The organism is Bacillota bacterium, assembly GCA_013178045.1.
GTDB lineage: Bacteria > Bacillota > Ch66 > Ch66 > Ch66 > Ch66.
This window is the reverse complement of the sequence record JABLXP010000001.1, coordinates 224,234-241,663: the sequence shown is the minus strand read 5'-3', so window position 1 is coordinate 241,663 and position 17,430 is coordinate 224,234. Positions and strand designations below refer to the sequence as shown.

17 protein-coding genes and 3 pseudogenes are annotated in these 17,430 nt (G+C 46.9%); 17 read left to right on the top strand and 3 right to left on the bottom strand.

All coding sequences use genetic code 11. The features are described 5' to 3' along the window. Nucleotides 1–33: 33 nt before the first annotated feature. Nucleotides 34–444, top strand: a complete 411-nt coding sequence (locus tag HPY81_01260; GenBank protein NPV26087.1) for a hypothetical protein — start codon at nt 34–36, stop codon at nt 442–444. A 3-nt stretch (nt 445–447) separates the two neighbouring features. On the opposite strand, the gene HPY81_01255 is transcribed toward HPY81_01260, so the two are convergent. Then, on the bottom strand, nt 448–852 hold the full coding sequence (locus HPY81_01255; protein ID NPV26086.1) for a hotdog fold thioesterase: 405 nt from the start codon (nt 850–852) through the stop codon (nt 448–450). Between the two features lie 192 nt (nt 853–1,044). Here HPY81_01255 and HPY81_01250 point away from each other — a divergent pair, with 192 nt between their 5' ends. The 13 genes and pseudogenes from HPY81_01250 to HPY81_01190 all read left to right on the top strand — a co-directional run bounded on the left by HPY81_01250 (nt 1,045) and on the right by HPY81_01190 (nt 13,918). After that, nucleotides 1,045–3,237, top strand: coding sequence for an S-layer homology domain-containing protein (locus HPY81_01250; protein ID NPV26085.1), 2,193 nt, complete (start codon nt 1,045–1,047; stop codon nt 3,235–3,237). 272 nt (nt 3,238–3,509) lie between these two features. Beyond that, nucleotides 3,510–5,087, top strand: coding sequence for an exonuclease (locus HPY81_01245; protein ID NPV26084.1), 1,578 nt, complete (start codon nt 3,510–3,512; stop codon nt 5,085–5,087). Between the two features lie 57 nt (nt 5,088–5,144). Further along, a complete protein-coding gene (locus HPY81_01240; protein ID NPV26083.1) occupies nt 5,145–5,327 on the top strand; it encodes a hypothetical protein in 183 nt (60 codons plus the stop codon). Between the two features lie 94 nt (nt 5,328–5,421). Then, nucleotides 5,422–5,961 carry a DUF2284 domain-containing protein gene (locus HPY81_01235; protein NPV26082.1) on the top strand — a complete coding sequence of 180 codons (540 nt, stop codon included), beginning with the start codon at nt 5,422–5,424 and terminating at the stop codon, nt 5,959–5,961. 145 nt (nt 5,962–6,106) lie between these two features. Next, nucleotides 6,107–6,692: pseudogene (locus tag HPY81_01230) on the top strand (Dam family site-specific DNA-(adenine-N6)-methyltransferase). Then, nucleotides 6,644–6,769: pseudogene (locus HPY81_01225) on the top strand (redoxin domain-containing protein). The pseudogenes HPY81_01230 and HPY81_01225 overlap by 49 nt, the downstream one beginning before the upstream one ends. A 79-nt stretch (nt 6,770–6,848) precedes the next feature. After that, nucleotides 6,849–6,989 (top strand): hypothetical protein, encoded by a 141-nt coding sequence (locus HPY81_01220; protein NPV26081.1) that lies wholly within the window; start codon nt 6,849–6,851, stop codon nt 6,987–6,989. 61 nt (nt 6,990–7,050) lie between these two features. After that, entirely contained in the window at nt 7,051–9,096 is a 2,046-nt protein-coding gene (locus HPY81_01215; protein ID NPV26080.1) for a PAS domain S-box protein, read from the top strand. Nucleotides 9,097–9,522: 426 nt separating this feature from the next. Next, on the top strand, nt 9,523–11,073 hold the full coding sequence (locus tag HPY81_01210) for a zinc ribbon domain-containing protein (protein ID NPV26079.1): 1,551 nt from the start codon (nt 9,523–9,525) through the stop codon (nt 11,071–11,073). After that, the gene (locus HPY81_01205; GenBank protein NPV26078.1) at nt 11,066–12,355 is read left to right on the top strand and encodes a hypothetical protein; all 1,290 of its coding nucleotides are present in this window, start codon (nt 11,066–11,068) and stop codon (nt 12,353–12,355) included. Before HPY81_01210 ends, HPY81_01205 begins: the two co-directional genes overlap by 8 nt. Next, nucleotides 12,324–12,728: a hypothetical protein gene (locus tag HPY81_01200; GenBank protein ID NPV26077.1), complete on the top strand. Its 405-nt coding sequence runs from the start codon at nt 12,324–12,326 to the stop codon at nt 12,726–12,728. The genes HPY81_01205 and HPY81_01200 overlap by 32 nt, the downstream gene beginning before the upstream one ends. Before the next feature lie 52 nt (nt 12,729–12,780). Beyond that, nucleotides 12,781–13,182, top strand: coding sequence for a zinc ribbon domain-containing protein (locus HPY81_01195; protein ID NPV26076.1), 402 nt, complete (start codon nt 12,781–12,783; stop codon nt 13,180–13,182). Nucleotides 13,183–13,201: 19 nt separating this feature from the next. Then, nucleotides 13,202–13,918 carry a zinc-ribbon domain-containing protein gene (locus HPY81_01190; GenBank protein ID NPV26075.1) on the top strand — a complete coding sequence of 239 codons (717 nt, stop codon included), beginning with the start codon at nt 13,202–13,204 and terminating at the stop codon, nt 13,916–13,918. Between the two features lie 123 nt (nt 13,919–14,041). Here the strand turns inward: HPY81_01190 and HPY81_01185 are convergent. After that, nucleotides 14,042–14,374, bottom strand: a pseudogene (locus tag HPY81_01185) (transposase). Between the two features lie 208 nt (nt 14,375–14,582). Between HPY81_01185 and HPY81_01180 the strand changes: the two are divergent. The 3 genes from HPY81_01180 to HPY81_01170 all read left to right on the top strand — a co-directional run bounded on the left by HPY81_01180 (nt 14,583) and on the right by HPY81_01170 (nt 16,086). Then, nucleotides 14,583–14,996 (top strand): PadR family transcriptional regulator, encoded by a 414-nt coding sequence (locus HPY81_01180; GenBank protein ID NPV26074.1) that lies wholly within the window; start codon nt 14,583–14,585, stop codon nt 14,994–14,996. Between the two features lie 86 nt (nt 14,997–15,082). Then, nucleotides 15,083–15,562: a permease gene (locus HPY81_01175; GenBank protein NPV26073.1), complete on the top strand. Its 480-nt coding sequence runs from the start codon at nt 15,083–15,085 to the stop codon at nt 15,560–15,562. Then, the gene (locus HPY81_01170) at nt 15,559–16,086 is read left to right on the top strand and encodes a permease (protein NPV26072.1); all 528 of its coding nucleotides are present in this window, start codon (nt 15,559–15,561) and stop codon (nt 16,084–16,086) included. Before HPY81_01175 ends, HPY81_01170 begins: the two co-directional genes overlap by 4 nt. A 50-nt stretch (nt 16,087–16,136) precedes the next feature. Here the strand turns inward: HPY81_01170 and HPY81_01165 are convergent, their stop codons facing one another. Further along, a complete protein-coding gene (locus HPY81_01165; GenBank protein NPV26071.1) occupies nt 16,137–17,387 on the bottom strand; it encodes a LysM peptidoglycan-binding domain-containing protein in 1,251 nt (416 codons plus the stop codon). Between the last annotated feature and the right edge of the window lie 43 nt (nt 17,388–17,430).

The window sequence follows — 17,430 nt, the reverse complement described above, 5'->3', positions numbered from 1 at the left end:
AAAGGCAAATTCAGCCAGAAAGAGGAGTTACTCATGGATCGTATTTTAATCGAGAAAGCGAGAGACCTGCTCAATCGGAACCTGATCACCACCACTCTGAGCACCGTCGACCGCAACTACAATGTCAATGTGGCTGTAATCTCGATCTTAGAAATGATTGACGACGAGACCATTCTCTGCGCCCGTTTTGGTGCGGCTCAGACCTATGCCAACCTGAAAGAAACAGGCAAAGGGGCTTTCATGGTGCTGGTGACTGACAACGAAAAGACCAAGGATGGTATCCGGGTGTACGTAGAGTTGGTGGACGACTTAAGCGAAGGCCCCTACTACGACCGGATCAAAGCCCGGTTAGCCGCCACCCGGTATAAAGACTTTCCCCTCAAGAACTGCCTGGTCTTCAAGATCACCAATATCGTACCGATTTCGACCTTGAAGCGAAGCTAAAGGTCACGGATGTTTCCTGGTTATAATGGCCATTGTGCAGCGGGAAACACAGATCAATTGCTCATTTTCATCCACGATTTTAATATCCCAGACCATGGTTGACCGGGTCTTGTGCAAGGGAACAGCGATAGCCGTAACAATCCCGTCAGATTTCTTGCGGAGATGGTTAGCGTTGATTTCTAAGCCCACCGCCGCCTGGGTAGTCGGATCAATGTTCCGATAGGTGCCGATAGAGGCGGCTGTTTCTGCCAGGACGACCGACGCGCCACCGTGCAGTAGGCCATATGGTTGCCGCGTGGCTGGCCCGACCGGCATTGTCAGCACCACCCGTTCGGGTGTTACTTCTTGATACTCGATATTCAATACTTCTAAGATCGTCCCCTTTATTCTTGTCTTGTCAATATCCATCGTAATCCCCCATCGAATTAATGGTGATATTTTCCACTACACTTCCATTGCATTTACGTACATTCGTCTCTTATGATTTATTAACCTGCTTTTTATTTTATAACATTTTATTTTTAAAAGATTAACACAATTTTTCATGTCCCCCTAGACCCTCTGGTTACATGTGGGACTATCAAAGGAGGATGTATAAGCTTGAAACGATACCGCCAACGCTTTCTGACCTGGTGGCTGACAACCCTGCTGCTGCTGACCCTGATTCCTGCCGGGGCACTAGCCGATGACAAACCGGCCGTCTCCCTGGAACAGGCCATCCGCACCGTGAAGGACAACTTTGAAATTCCTAAAGAATACACCAGGTTTACTTCCGGTTACAACAATTACGACAACCGGCAGGTGTGGTCGCTTGACTGGAACAAGCCGGGCGAACCGGGGGGGAGTTTTCACGCCCAGGTGGACGCGATTACGGGAGAAATCACCAATGTGAACTACTGGGACGCCAAATATCAGCCTGAGCCGGGTTTACGCCTGCCAACCATCTCCAAAGCTGAAGCCCAGGAAATAGCCGCGAAACTATTAGCCCGGCTGGCGCCCAATCGGGTAGCGGAACTGCAACTGGTCACTGATGATGATCAAGTCATGCCGCTCAACAACTACGGGCCGGTGACCTACAATTTTATCTGGCAGCGGGTGGTCAACGGCGCTGTCTTTCCGGGAAACGGGGTCTACATCGGCGTTCGTGGTGATGATGGGCGGGTAATCAACTACAACCTGAACTGGACAAAATCCGCCTTGCCGGCCACGGCAGGAGCCATCTCGCCGGAAAAAGCCCGCGAAGCCTTCGAAAAAGCGGGCATGCTGGAACTGCAGTATTTTATGTCTCCGCCCTACAAACCGCTGGCCGCGGGGGAAAAACCGCGCGTGCAGCTGGTCTACCAGTTGCATCATCCATCTAACGGGGTCATCGACGCCCTGACCGGCGAGCCGGTAATATTGGACAGCGGTAGCTGGTTGCTGAACGGTGGCGGCGGCGATGGCGGGGCCCAGGAAATGGCCAGAAAAGCGCTCGCTTCCCAGGCTCCCCTGAGTCCCCTGAGCCCGGAAGAACTGCAGGAAATCGAAAAAACAGCCAAATTGATCAGCCAGGATGAGGCGGTGGCCGCCGTGAAAAAGTGGGTGGACATCCCGGCTGACCTCGTTCTGCGTAACGCCAACCTGATGACTGCCTGGCAGTCACCGGAAACCCGCATCTGGCACCTGTACTGGAATGCCAAAAACCCCGGCCCTGGAAAGCCGGACTATATCAGCGCCCGGGTCAATGCCCTCACGGGAGAATTACTGGGGTTTGATCTGTCTTCGCCGTACCCCGGGCCAGAAAAAGCGGGTAAGCTGAGCCGCGAAGCAGCGCAGAAAATGGTGGAAAACTTCCTGCGGCAGGTTCAGCCCCAGCGTTTCCAGGAGGTCAAGCTGGAGGAAAATAACCCGGGCGGGGGACCCCGTCCTCTGAAGGAAAGCCAGAACCCGCCTGTCCAGTACTTCATCTATCAGCGGGTAGTGAACGGCATCGTCTTCCCGGGCAATACCATCAGTGTGACAGTGGACACGGTCGCCGGGCGGATCATCAGTTACAACCTGAACTGGTTTGATCTGGATTTTCCGGCCCCGGAAAAGCTTTTAAACGCCAACGAGGCCACGGAGGCGTTTCTGAAAAACCGCCCCCTCACCCTGAGCTATAACCAGGTTTACGGACCCGCCGGCCCGGAAAAAGTCCAGCTGGTCTACCAGCCGCTGGCTGCTCCCGGCAAAGAGGTCACCAATCTGATCGATGCGAAAACCGGGGAGCCGCTCGACTGGCAGGGGAAACCCCTCGCCCAACAGCCAAGAGCACACCGTTTTACGGACATCCAGGGAAGCTTTGGGGAGCAGGAAATCACCCTCCTGGGCCAGGCCGGCATCTTCGGCGAGTACGGTGACACCTTCCGCCCGGCGGAAAATATCACCGCGGCATCTCTCCTGCGGGCAATGCTGATGGCCAATAACGGCCCCTGGGGAATCATCGACCTATCGGACGAAGACGTCTTGAAACAGGCCAGGGAACGCGGGTGGTTGAAGGAAGACCTGCTGCCAAACGCCACCATCAGCCGGGAAATGCTGGCGAAAATGGTGATCCGCCTGCTGAACCTGGAGCGTGCGGCCCGGGTACAAGGAATTTACCAGGTTCCCTATGCCGATACCAACGCCATTGCTAAAGATTCCTTTGGCTATGTGGCCCTGGCTTGGGGCCTGGACATCCTGAAGGGAGACGGTTCGTACTTTAGACCAGACCAGGCCGTCACCCGAGCCGAAGCCGCGGTCGCCCTCGTGCGAGCCATGAAGGTCAGACCATAGGTTAACTTATTTTCACCGGAAGAAGTGCTCAATCACATAGATGGGGTGGTATACAAGGGCTAAAGAGGTGGTCACTGACTTTTGGGTTGCCACCTCTTTTTTCTTGAAAAGGCGCAGGAGCGCCTTTTTCTATAGCATGAGAGGAAATTCCTGCCGGATGTCGAAAATTAAACCATTGTTTTATATTTGTGAGCTTTAATAGAAGGAAATGGCAAATCTTTGAAGAATGTTTTTGGAAAACGGAGAATCAAATGCAAGGTGGCTTTCAATAGATGTCTGTCTCAATAACCTTTTACGATGGCACTGACTGCATTGGCGGCAACAAGATACTCCTGGAGGACAATGGAGCAGCTTTAATGCTGGACTTCGGCACTAACTTCAAGGCGGAAGGAATGTACTTCGACGAGTTCCTTAACTCCCGGAACACCTTCGGATTTTCCGATCTTTTAGCCCTGAAAATACTGCCGCCGCTGAAAAATCTCTACCGACTCGACCTGGAGTACCCGGGTGTCTGGCAAAAATATTTAAACCACCCATTGTTTCGTGAAGTAGAGATACAGGGCGTCCTGCTTTCCCACGCCCACTACGACCACTGTGGATACATTTCCTACCTGCGAGACGACATACCGGTTTATTCCAGCTTAACAACGGCTCTTATCTGCAAGGCTTTGCAGGACACCAGCGGCGGAAACAGGCTGCAGGACATATGCTACACCACGCCGCGGGAGTTCAAAGACGGCCTCATACAAACTGTCAGATCTACCAAAACAAATCCAGCCCCGGCCCAACAGCGTCCTTACCGGGTTTTCGGGCAAACCGCGGAAAGTCAAGCGGTAGTGTCTTTCTGGGAACAGTGCGACGCCACCCGCGGCCTGTGCTGCACACCACTTGAGGCTTGTGTGGACAAAACAGAGGTGGCCGGTTTGCAGATCTGCTTCTGGCCGGTGGATCACTCTGTGCCGGGTGCAGGTGCGTTTGGGATAAAGACGTCTGCCAGCTGGATAGTGTACACTGGCGACCTTCGCCTGCACGGGAAAAATTCTGCTTTATCCAGGCAGTTTATTAAAGAGGCCGCCGAGCTGAAACCAGCTGTGCTGATCTGTGAGGGCACCCACCCGGCGACGGAATCACCGGTTACCGAGGATACGGTGGCCTCAAACTGCTTTGATGCGGTCCGGAAAACGGACGGTCTGGTGGTGGCTGACTTCGGTCCCCGCAACGTAGAGCGGCTGCTTTCTTTCTGGAAAATAGCGGGCGCAGCCGGCCGCCAGCTGGTGCTTACTCCAAAAGATGTGTACCTTCTGGACGCGATCAAGGCCGGCGGAGAAACAGGTATCCCCGACCCCTTTACGGACGAAAGAATAGCCCTGTACGTGCGTCCCAAGGCGGTGCGTCAGAAATGGGAGGACGCTCTTCTGAGCAGGTTTAACACCAGTGCTCCGGACCGACTGGTGGATGCGGCCAGGGTCCAAACTGACCCAAGCGCATATATCCTGTGCTTCTCTTACTACGACTTCCACGCGTTTTTGGATATTGCCCCCAGCGGCGGTTCATACATCTATTCTTCCAGTGAAGCTTTTGACGAAGAAATGCTGATCGACCACCAGCGTGTCAAGAATTGGATAGACTTCTGCGGTTTTAGATTATACGGCACGCTGGGACGTGACCGGGAGAAGTCCGGTTTCCACGCCAGCGGCCACATTCACGGCCCCGGTCTGGAAGAGTTGGTGCAGATGATCAAGCCGGAGATTCTAATTCCGATCCACAGCGAGAACAGAAGCTTCTTCAAGCGATTTGAAGGGAGTCTTAAAGTACTCTACCCTTCAAGGGGAGATACTGTCAGGTTGTAAGAGTTAATACCGTGTCAACTACCCCCGACTGAAGTCGGAGACATGCAGGCCTCGGAGTTGACCAGCCTCAGTCAGGGAGTGACTAACTCCATCGGGCTACGTTATCCCGGTCACAACACCCGGGGGTGCGAGGCCAGCACCAGGCTCTGTCGTCCAGTTATTGAACAGGCATACGGGGTTGAAACCAGTGCACTGGATGCAAGTGGTATTGAAAAGGTATCCGTTCACGTTCATACTTAATGAAACCAAACAAGCCTGCCCACAGGACATACGGTACGAGCAGTCTGCAGCGGCTGACCGGCTCGTCACTTGCAGAATTGAGCGAGGAATGAACATGGACGAACTGACTAAATACACGGCCACGGCGCTAGCGCTCGGCTTTACCGCGGCTGTACCCTTCAATTGCAGCATCATGGAGTGCAAGCCGGAGATCCGTGCACTTTGCACACCGCAAAAATGCCAAAACTATGGCAAAAGTTGGGTATGTCCGCCCGGCTGCGGCGATCTTGAAATGTGTGCCGAGCAAATATCCAGATTCAAAAGAGGCATACTCCTGCAAAGCAAGAGCATTCTGGAGGACAGCAGCGACCATGAGCTTATGGTGCAACTTGTTGAGCGGCACAATCAAAGGCTAGAGGAGTTCTGCGCCTTCATCCGCAGTGAGCATTCGGATGTGCTGCTTCTTTCAACCGGAGGCTGTGGGTTATGTGAATGCTGTACATATCCGGACGCGTCCTGCCGCAAGCCCGAAGAACGTAAAGGCTCTTTGTCCGCTTTCGGCATCGACGTGGGGGAGCTGTGCAAAAGGGCGGGACTGGACTACACATTCGTCTCTGGCACCCTCATACTCGTCGGCTGCGTACTAATCGATTAACAAAAGCGTCTTACGGAAAAGATACCAATTACGGAACAAAAGTGCTGGTAAAAATAAACAGTTATCACCACATAGTACTGAATATTCCTACAATCGAAAGGAATTGCTTTTTAATTGTGCCAACTAAAGCCGGCGCGAGGCGGTATTGATCGACAGCAACGAAGAGCTGATAAACTTCTACCTGACGGTGCGCGACCATCTGGAAGAACTCCTGGCCGATTTAAGAAAGCACGAAAACAAAGCCGATTACTATTATCACATAAGAGCGCTTAACCCGGCGAAGCTCGATTCAGTGGAACGTGCGTCCCCGGTTTCTTTACCTGAACAAGACCGGCTACAACGGCCTGTGGAGGGTCAACCGGCAGGGGAAGCACAACGTCCCTTTCGGGCGGTACAGTAACCCCAGGATTGCTGACGAGACAAACCTACGGCTGGTGAGCGAAGTCCTGAAACGAGCAGAGATAATCTGCGGCGACTTCAACCTGGCACTGGAACATGCGGAGCCCGGCACGTTTGTGTACCTGGACCTGCCGTACCACCCGGTTTCAGCAACAGCCAACTTCACCAGCTACACAGCCGAAAATTTTGGCGAAGAAGAACAGAAAAGGCTGGCTGGAGTATTCAGAGAGCTGGACAGGAAAGGCTGTCTGGTGATTAGGAGGAATTTAAGCATGCTTGTAGGGAAAAAGCTCCTGAATTTACTGCCAAGGCATTTCATCAAGGCAAAATAACAGAAATTTCACTGGAAAAACTAAGGGGCCAATGGGTTGTGCTTTGTTTTTACCCCGGAGACTTTACTTTTGTCTGACCCACCGAGATCTCGCACATAGCAGTATGCTATGAAGAACTTTTTATTACCACCAAATGCGGTAGAGGGGTGATCATTAATGAGTACGCCAAGACAGGACAGTGAGGAACTGCGGACCGTGCAGGTTTTATGCACTAATCTTAAAACGATTGGATATACCCAGTGGCAGATCCAGCGGCTGATCAGAGATATTACCGGCACAGGTGAAATCGAAAACTGACATTTGCCAAGCATCAATGGCCGATTTCGTTGGAATACAGGGACACCTGGAGGAGAAGGTAATGCTTGCATTCAATAGCACAAAAATCCTTATCGTTGAAGACAGCCGCCTTAATGCACAAATAACAGCTGATATCTTAAGAAAATACGGATACGCGGTAGAAATAACTTGTACGGGAAAAGAAGCTGTGGAAAAAGCCTGGAGCAGCCATTGCCCTGACCTTATTCTGATGGACATAGAACTTGAGGAAGGAATGGATGGCATACAAACAGCAAAGTTAATCCAGCAGTTCAGAGATATACCGATTGTATTTCTAACCGCCAATGCCAGCAGAGAAATTGTCGAAAAAATACGTTCAGTTACAGGATACGGATATGTTATAAAAAATACCAGTGAATATGTGCTTTTGTCGGCAGTGGAAATGGCGCTTAAGCTTCATGAAGCAAATACCCGGTTGAAGCAGAGTGAAAGGCTGTTCCACAACATGTTTGAAATGCATCAAGCGGTAATGCTGCTAATTGAACCCGAATCGGGACGTATTGTTGACGCCAATAAAGCTGCCTGCCGCTTTTATGGATATCCCAGAGAAACCTTACTTAAAATGAACATAAAAGAACTTAATGTTGATTCCTGCTCAGAACCTGCCCAAGAGCAAGTAGAGGTTTTTGAGAAAAATCATGGCCGTTTTGTTTTTACTCACCGCCTGGCTGGCGGAGAAAACCGGGTCGTTGAAGTCTATTCCTGCCCTATCCAATATCAGGAAAGCATGCTGCTGTATTATATCATTTTTGACATCACCGAACGCTGTCAGGCAGAGAAAGAATTACAACTTTATCAGCACATAATTGAAAATTCACTGAACGAGGGCTATATATTTCATCCCGAAACATTTAAGTTCATTGCCGTTAATCGTGGGGCCAGGGAGAACCTGGGATACACCATGGAAGAACTGAGCCGGATGACCCCTCTCGACCTTAAGCCTGAACTGAACCTCCAGAGCTTCAGGGAACTTCTTGCCCCTCTGGTCAGCGGTGAGCAGAAGAAGATTGTGTTCAACACGGTACACCGCCGGAAGGATGGTTCTCTTTACCCTGCAGAGATCCATCTGCAACTTGTAGAACACTGGGAAGAAAAAGTGTATGTGGCCCTGGTTATCGATCTGACGGAACGCAGGACACTGGAAGAAGAACTGCGGGCCAGGCAGGCCATTTTAAGTGCCATTGTAGACTCGGCAAGGGATGCCATCATCATGATTGACGGTCAGGGGAACATAACTTTTTGGAACCCGGCAGCGGAAAAACTTTTTGGGTACTGCCGAGAAGAAGTCCTGGGCAAAGACCTGCACAAGCTGCTGGTGCCCAATGAGGTAATTTATAAGCTATATTTGAAGGGATTCAAGAATTTCCAGCTAACGGGAAAAGGAAATTCTGTTGGAAAAACACTTGAGCTGAAAGCAAAGCTTAAAAATGGGCAAGAGATTGATGTGGAACTATCACTATCTGCCTTAAAAATAAAAGGTGTCTGGCACGCGGTGGGAATTGTGCGCGACATCAGCGAACGCAAAAAAACAGAAGAACTGTTTTACAGGTTGTCCATCACCGACCCTCTTACAAATGCATACAATCGCCGTTTTTTCATGGGAATGATAGAACAGGAGATGAAACGTGCGCGGCGGAGCGGGAGACGTTTTTCGATTATAATGCTGGATCTGGATCATTTCAAGACCATAAACGATAATTTCGGACACGCTGCTGGTGATATGGTTCTTAAGAAAGTGACAGAGATGATAAAAAGCAGGCTCCGTAAAACAGACATTCTGGCTCGATGGGGCGGGGAGGAATTTATTATCCTTTTACCCGAAACACCTGTGGAAAAGGCCGCTTGTTTGGCGGAAGAGCTTCGAATAAACTTGAGCAACCTGGCTTTACCGGATATAGGACGGGTGACGGCGAGCTTCGGTGTAGCTGGTTACATTCCTGCGGATACAGTTGATACTGTTATAACACGTACTGACAGCTTGCTGTATGAAGCAAAAAGTGCTGGACGTAATTGTGTCAGGTATGAACAAGAACTGGGAACAAACGACCTGTTCCTTGGTGAGCCTTAGAGGGCCCAAAAAGCAGCGCCGTTAGGGAAGCCTTGACAGCCAGGGTCCCCGCAGGTGGTATAATGGTTTTGCGACAGAGTTGGTGTATTATGTTACCTGTTCCCTGGAGCCGCCCTGTCGGTGCATATATTTGACCACCTGTGGGGTGGCTGTCAAGGCCGCTGCCTTGAAGCTAATGTTTTGAGCGGTGAGGTCTTATAACGGGAAAATTTTTTGTGGAGATACCTACTGAATCTTGACACGGACGAATCATACATTGATCTTGCTTCATAGAATAATCTTATAATATAATCTTATAATAACTAAGACTAAAAGAGGGGTGGATAAAAATGTAAGTATTGCTTAAAAGATAAAAATTGTTGTTTTCTAACCAAAGTATAAAAACATTGTCAACTATAGTGTTATAAACAAGGGGAGAGGGTAGTTTTGAGTGAGCAATTTATTTATTGTCACGAATGCGGGACCAAAAATTCAATCAGTGATAACTTCTGTACTAATTGTGGTACGCGTTTGTTAACACATCAACAGGTCGTGACAGTCAATTATACTCAAGCTTTTAAGAATATAGACAAAAAAACTATCTTAAACGTTTTAACTGGCTCGGTCATTAGCGTCTTAATCGGTATCATTATCTCTTTTCTTACCCGGACATGGGTAATTAGTGTTGTTGTAAAAGAACTGCAAAAAGAAAACGATTTTAGACAATTTGGTATGATGCTTACCAACCTTATTAAAGATATTTCACCAAGCCCTTTTGAATTGTATGGGTTACTTCATACTGCCAGTCTAAGTTTTAAAGGTGATTTTTCAGGTAAACTTTTTGGTCCTGTTGGTTTAAGTGGGATGACTTCAGGTAATTTTAGTTTTCCGTTAGTGCTTGGACCGATTATTCCGATATTAGCAATTGCAGTTGGCTGGATAGTGGCTCAAAAGTTTTTTAAGGTCGATTCTCCGTTACATAGGACTGTTTTTTATGCCCTTGGTTACACCCTTCTAATGACTATATTAGCTCTTCTTTTCAATATCCCTGACAGTGGACGTTTAAGCGTTCCTTTTGAAAATGGTCTTTCTGTTCCAGTAGAATATAAAATCAGTACCGGCTTGGGTATTTTCAGCATTTTGCTCAAAAGTTTTATCCTTTCCCTCTTTACTGCTACCGTCATGCATTACCTCAATAAGCACGGTAAATCTTTCATCTACGCGATCGGCCTTGATCTGCAAAAACGTTTTTCGTTTGCCGGCACAGGGATAATGTGTGGGATCTACGCATATGTCTTCGCTCTCTTTTTAATTGTTATTGCGTTATCAGTCTTTTCTTTGACATATGATCTCAAGCCGATAGTAAACGAGGACGATATTTACTCTGCATTTCCTAAAGAACTAAGAATGGGCTACTGGCTCGGTTTGTTGCCTTATCTTGCCTTACAAAGCCTACCGTTTTTGTTCGGCGGAAAGATAACTTGGGTGCTTAATTCTATGGAAGATAACCACAAACCTGAGATTGTTAATGGCTCGGCAGACCTTTTTAATGGCGTGGATGTTTCGGATGGTACTTTTTTGTTACTTAGCAATATCTGCTACTTATTGGTGCTTATACCTGTTATTGCCCTATTACTCAGTGGCTATTATGCGTATCGAATCAATCAAGGCGATTTCGTCTTGCGTAACAAGATACTGCTGATTAAAAGTGTTGCTACCGCCGGTTGCTACACCTTGCTGACTAACGGGTTGGCTTTATGGTTTGGATTTAAATGCAATTTTTCTGCTTCAATCCCTGGCGAAGGCAGTATCTCATTTAGTTTGGCCATCAACAACTTATTCTGGCAAGGGGTTTTGATGGTTTTCCTGTTTTCAACCATTTGTTGCACGGTCGGGGCATTGCTCCGCTTGTTGGTTGAACATGTGAGATCAACTAAAGTGTTCCCGCAGGTTGGACTTCCATTTAATAAACAGCAAGGGGGCGGGTTGGGTGTCTAGGAAACTAAGACTGGTTCTATCACTAACTATCATTTTTGTCCTTACTCTAGTCTTATCGGGTTGCGCGAAACTTAACATTGAAACCAAAATTAACAAAGATGGTTCTGGATACCGTAAATTGCAAATCTTTGTCCCGAAAAGCGATTTCAACGAAATAAAAGGTGGCCAGCCTGCCCTTGATGAAACTATCAGAGCTAATCTGCCTAGGCCTTTAGATCTGCAAATCCAATCGGATAGTAATGGTGTTACTTATGTGATGAACATGCAATTTTCGTCTATCCAGGAATTGATTGGCAAAAGTGATGAAATCCTGGGTAAGAGTAGTGGTATCATCTGTAACGTTAGCGGTTCCCCATTTAACCAGACTTTTACTTATCGTGAACCCAACAAGCCGGACGATTATTTTGCCTGGGCAATTAATGCTGTTAAAAAAGCTGGCTTAACCTCAAGAAGCGAACTGGTAGACACCACAAATGGGACATTTATCCTACCCAGTGGTAGTAGAGCGAGTTGGTACGGAAACGTTGATCTTCAAGATAGGTACAGTCAGCCGATTAAACATTTATCTATTAACACAAACCTCAAAGACATAAAAAATCCATCCAGAAAAATTGAAATTACCCTGGACGAAAGCACGGCCAAGGTACTCAATGAGGGCGGCACAGACAAGGTTCTTGACTATTTTAACAAGCAGCTGGGAGATGGCTATCAAATAACCCGAAACGACGGTTATGGTCTGGTTACTTATGTGATTGCTTATACGAGTAAAGACTTCGATGCATTCCAGAAAGCCTCAGCAAAAATTTTCACGGATGAAAAAGTAAACTACGAGCTTGTTCCAAACTCATCGAAGTTGTTCCCTGTCTACCGGTTTTATGACAACTTCATACCGGCCAATTTCTTTGGGAGTAGAGTAGAAATATTGGAGCCTGTGGAATACGTCGTTCTGTATCCGGGAAATCAACTGGCGCAAGTGACAAATACTAAAACCAATGCGTCCACTATAAAAACCAAAGAAGAAGTGACTACAAGCCTTAAAACCAATACAAGCTCTGTAGGGCTTGAAGAAAAAGGGAAAAGAACTGTTACTGCTCCTGCGGGTCAAAGAATCAGCATCGAAGATCGTTTCCAAAAAACCAGTCCTTTATTTTTCGGGGTACTTGGTGGTTTTGGTCTGTTTCTGGCTGTGTTAATCATCGTCAGTTCCCGATTTTTCATGGGTTTTGAAGCCTATGCCAGGAAACAACAAGTTGACCAGAACGACACCCTCGTATCTTGTTAGAATTCAAAGAAACATAATTACAGTTATTACTCTGTTGGTTGTTCTTGGTGGTATTGGCGTTGGTTTCATGAAGAACAGGCTGGGTTTAATTCTATCCGCTGCGGCGGGGGCGATAGGGGTTCTTACTACCCTGGTGCTTAAATTCGTAATCGACGATGAAATCGCGAAACAAGGCAAAAAAATGCTTGAAGCCGATTATGGGGCCGGGTTCTATTTAAGTTTAATCTTGTTTATCGCTGCCGCTGGCTTTAACCTCTACCAGATGATGAATCAAGGAAAGCCAATTCCACTGATACCCTCAAATATCGGTGGAAGGGGGGGTAGAAGATTCCAAATTCTGCTCCCAGTGCGGAAGCAGGAACTCAGCCAGTAACGACTTTTGCGTTGAGTGCGGCTCAAAGTTGACTTAAAGGGGGTTCCAAGTTGTGGCAGACTTTTTTGACAAACTAAAGCAGGGGCTCGGCAAAGGGGTAACCACCGTTAGCGCCAAATCAAAAGAATGGGTCGAGGCAACGAAGGTCAAGACAGAAATTGACCAACTTAAACAGCAAAAGAAAGATGCTATCGAAGAACTTGGTCATATAGTTTACGCCATGTTGAAGAACGACAAATTTGACTTGGAAAAAGTTAACCTCAAATACGCCAGGATAGCCCAGATAGATCAGGAAATCAAAAATAAAGAAGACGAACTTGAGGAAATCCACGTCAAGACACAACAAACCCTAGGTAAGCCGATAACTTCAGGATTTTGTCCCCAGTGTGGTAATGGTGTTACACAGGGAGCAAAGTTTTGTGCCAAGTGCGGACATAAGATTGAGGAGGCTTAAAGTTCAGGGGGGATAGCGCTTGTTTTGTGTAAAATGCGGCCATCAATTGCCTGACGGGGCAAACTTCTGTGTCAATTGCGGAGCACCCAGTGTGGCAAACCAAGCAGCCAAGCAAATACTTAATACCGCGAGTCAAGTTGCTGCAAGTGTAAGCCCATCCTCATCAGTAATGATGGGGGTTAATGAAGTCGCCAGAGCAACTGGGGTCGGTGCAGCTCAAGTGGCGGGTACTGTGGCCAAAACAAAGATCCTAACTACCTCCATCGTCGTGGCAATTGTTATCGCCGGGATTATTCTGTACAATATGTTTTTTGTAGTCAAACCGATAGACGTAGTAGAAAAATTCATTAAGGCCATTAATGAGAAAGATATAAACACTGCGGTTTCCTGCTTTGACCCCAAATATGAAAAAGCTTATACTGCTACCAGCAATATCTTGGGGACCTTTATCGGGGTAAGTATAAAGGACGTGGCTGATCTCTTCCCTATGCTTTTCGATTTCGCTAAATCTAAAGATCCATCCGTACAAGATTTGTACATCAAAGTTGTCCGAGTAGTCTCTGAGGAAACCACTGATAATACCGCTAAAGTAGTAGTTGCTCTTGAGGCAAGTGACGGACCAAAAGGGAAATTGCTTGATAGCGGGACCAGTGTTTTCTATCTATCCAAGTTTAACTCAGGGTGGAGAATTGTTGATATCAAGGATCTAAACCAGAAGAAAACAAAGGCGAAATGACAAACTGGTCTTGAGAGTAAGGGGGAAGCTCCAGAGCAGTATCTAGATTTTGTAAGCGTTAAATAATCCCCACCCTGCCAATAAGGTGAGGACTTAAGTAAGCTTATTTATTTACTCGGCAAACAAACTGTAAATAATGGCACTGGCCTGGGCACCGCGTGGGGTGTTGGCAAACAGCCAATTCTTACAGCCAATCACAAAGGGCTTAATGGAGCGTTCACTGCGGTTATTATCTATTTCCAGGCGTCCGTCTCGCAGAAAAGCTTCGAGTTTATCCCACTGACCCAAGCAATAATGAATCGCCTGGCCAAAAGCACTTTTGGGAAACACTTGCGAACTTTGTTTATTAAGCAACGCCAAAAAGGCATCCAGCACGGGACGGCTGCGCGCCAAGCGGATTTCATAACGTTTTTCCAGTGTAACTTCTTTCAATTCGTGTTCAATAGCAAACCATTTTATAAAAGTACTGACTGGGGGATATAGGTTTTAAAAACGGCGGTGAGATTGACTATCTTCCTACCAGCGGTAGAAATTTTTTGCCGATAGAGTGGTTCAGGAAATACGGTCATTGAGAGCTAATTATTGACGTTTTATGTCAATACTGTTATAATGTCAATAGTAACTTGGTTTATATATATGCTTTGTTACAGGAGGTAGACAAATCATGTGCGGACCGCCTAGATTTTTTCACGGTTTCCAAAACAAATGCGGATGCCATGACCTAAGTCCAAGAATCGAAGGTTTCATCGTTCCTTGTCTCTTGCTGATATTAAAAGAACAGTCGATACATGGTTATGAACTTATCGAAAAGTTGGAAACCCTACCTTTCCTCGATGTAGTACCTGATCCCGGGGTTGTTTACCGTCACCTTCGTCGTTTAGAGGAAGAGGGGATGGTGGAGTCACGTCTTGAACCAGGGAGCGGAGGACCAGCTCGCAAGGTTTACTCCTTGACGCCGGAAGGAGAAGGTTTTCTAAAAGTTTGGGAATCTGCTATTAGAAAGAGGAAGACTTCTCTTGAAGGTTTTTTAGCCGCTTTTGAAAAGGCTTTTCCGTCCGATGGAAAGGACAAACAATAACAACTGTCTGGTTAAAGCCGGCACATACGACAAGTTTGCCGGCTTGTCTTTAGATGTTAAAATTGATGAGAGAAAGAAGGTGTCCTATGTTTACCAATACACTTTATGTTTTAACCATAGTTTTATTATTATATTCGTTTTACAGGGATAAAAAGAAAACAAATATGGCTTTAAAAAAGGCTTGGAAATCATTTGAAAACATATTGCCGCAGTTTCTTGCCATTTTACTTATAATTGGGATCACGCTTGCAGTACTCAGCCCAGAGACTATTTCAAAACTGATTGGCCAAAAATCCGGTTGGATGGGAATGATTATCGCATCGATAATAGGGTCTATTACATTAATACCCGGGTTTGTGGCGTTTCCCCTGGCCGCAGCACTTCTAAAAAGTGGTGCTGGCTTTATGCAAATTGCAGTTTTTATCTCAACACTAATGATGGTGGGTATTGTCACAGTACCCGTAGAAGTTAAGTATTTTGGGAAAAAGGTTACAGCTTTAAGAAACGGGCTAGCATTTGTATTTTCATTTGCAGTGGCCATGATAATTGGGGTGGTATTAAAATGAGTGCGGTTATTAGTCGTTATAAGTTTGTGATTATAATATTGTTTTTTAACCTTGCGCTCCTCGTTCTGCATCCCACTATTGGTATCAAGTCGTTACAAATATCGGGAAACAATATGCTTGAAATGTTGTCAGTATTGCCGCCAATCTTTGTTCTGTTAGGCCTACTTGATGTCTGGGTAGAAAGGGAAACCGTGATTAAATTAATGGGTGAAAAATCAGGACTGCTAGGCATGGCTCTTGCTTTTCTTTTGGGTTCAGCTGCCGCTGGTCCGCTATACGCAGCCTTTCCCCTGGCTGGTGTACTTCTGAAGAAGGGATGTAAATTATCAAATATCTTGATATTTATTGGAGCATGGTCGACGACAAAGATTCCAATGTTATTATTCGAGGCTTCCGCAATGGGATGGAAGTTTATGCTGACAAGGTTTATTGTCAATATCCCTGGGATAATATTAATTGCTTATATAATTGAGTCCATATTATTAGATGAAGATAAGATTATGATTTATCGAAACGCAAATTAACCCGCCTATCATTCACAGGCGGGTTAATTTGTGCTAAAATTTGATTATAGTTAATTCCCAGCCGCTTTCTGGACCATCGCCTGGTGAGCGGCGCTGACCTCGTTGGTGTTGTGAGTTCGACTATTTAAAAAGTGCAGATCAAACATGCCCACAAAATTGTTGCCGCTGATTGTGTCAAAGCTGTGCGGCATCCCAGCCATCGAGGCCGCGATCACCCGGTCGCCGATCAGGAGCAAGACTGCTCGTGTGTTCCAGGTCCAGGTGCCACCAAATACACTTTTCATCACGGCAGTATCCTCAGCGGTTAACGGCTCACAATCCGCGTGGTTAGAGCCGCCAATTCGATAAATCTTAAACTGCTTGCCTGTTTCTAAATCCTGGAGCACGGCTGTACTGCCCGTGTTAAAAATCCAGTTGGCAAATTCCCAGTCAAGCAGTTCGCCATAACCCGGCTTACGGGGAACCGAGGGCGGGATGATCGTGATTGGTTGGGTTGAATTTACCGGAATAAAAAGGGGTTGTCCCGGCCCAATAAGTTGGGCATGCAGGTTGTTGGTCTTGATAATGGTCTCCTCAGTTGTCCCATATTTATTAGCAATTGTCCACAGATTGTCCCCCGCAACGACGTGGTAAAGCACCACACCCGGTGGTAAATTTCCCCATGTCACCGTTGGCGGAGGTGTTGGTTTTGGTGCTTCTGGTATGGCTGGGGGCGAGTTAATAGGGTCGATCCCGGGTGGGGCGCAGGGAAGCAGTAAAATTTGGCCAACACTAAGGATACTGGACTTAAGCCAGTTTAATCCCATAATCCGCTCTATGGTTGTCCCAAATTTCTGGGCGATCAAGAAGAGGGTGTCACCTGAATTCACCGTATACTTGAGGTAACTGCCGGGGATCACGAGACTCTGTCCCGGATAAATTGTGCTATTGTCTTTAAGGCTGTTTAATTCCATTAGTTTGTCCACTGAAATCCCAAAACGCTGTCCAATCAGGTACAAGGTGTCATTAGGTTGAACATAGTAATGGGTAGTTGGAGTTGATTGGGGAACTTTCAAGACCTGGCCAACCTGAAGATCAGTTGATGTTAAGTTGTTGATCTTGACAAGAGTGTCAACCGTAGTGCTAAATTTTTTAGCGATCAGCCACAGAGTATCACCCGCAACCACTTTATAGTTGGTGTAGGTTATGTAATAGGAACCAGTCGTCGTTGCTGCTGACGCTTGAGCTGGCGTCAACACCAACGCTGAAGAGACCAGGAACCCGATCATGGTAACCATTGATAAAAGACGATTGAATTTCATTTGTTCCCTCCTTTCGTACAACTTCGCTAAATTTTTTCACCAC

What these genes read in the sequence shown, in the direction of transcription:
- HPY81_01170 (NPV26072.1), top strand. Translation starts at nt 15,559, where the DNA reads ATGAGTGCGGTTATTAGTCGTTATAAGTTTGTGATTATAATATTGTTT.
- HPY81_01255 (NPV26086.1), bottom strand. Translation starts at nt 852, where the DNA reads ATGGATATTGACAAGACAAGAATAAAGGGGACGATCTTAGAAGTATTG.
- HPY81_01165 (NPV26071.1), bottom strand. Translation starts at nt 17,387, where the DNA reads ATGAAATTCAATCGTCTTTTATCAATGGTTACCATGATCGGGTTCCTG.
- HPY81_01245 (NPV26084.1), top strand. Translation starts at nt 3,510, where the DNA reads ATGTCTGTCTCAATAACCTTTTACGATGGCACTGACTGCATTGGCGGC.
- HPY81_01175 (NPV26073.1), top strand. Translation starts at nt 15,083, where the DNA reads ATGTTTACCAATACACTTTATGTTTTAACCATAGTTTTATTATTATAT.
- HPY81_01220 (NPV26081.1), top strand. Translation starts at nt 6,849, where the DNA reads ATGAGTACGCCAAGACAGGACAGTGAGGAACTGCGGACCGTGCAGGTT.
- HPY81_01235 (NPV26082.1), top strand. Translation starts at nt 5,422, where the DNA reads ATGGACGAACTGACTAAATACACGGCCACGGCGCTAGCGCTCGGCTTT.
- HPY81_01260 (NPV26087.1), top strand. Translation starts at nt 34, where the DNA reads ATGGATCGTATTTTAATCGAGAAAGCGAGAGACCTGCTCAATCGGAAC.
- HPY81_01215 (NPV26080.1), top strand. Translation starts at nt 7,051, where the DNA reads ATGCTTGCATTCAATAGCACAAAAATCCTTATCGTTGAAGACAGCCGC.
- HPY81_01180 (NPV26074.1), top strand. Translation starts at nt 14,583, where the DNA reads ATGTGCGGACCGCCTAGATTTTTTCACGGTTTCCAAAACAAATGCGGA.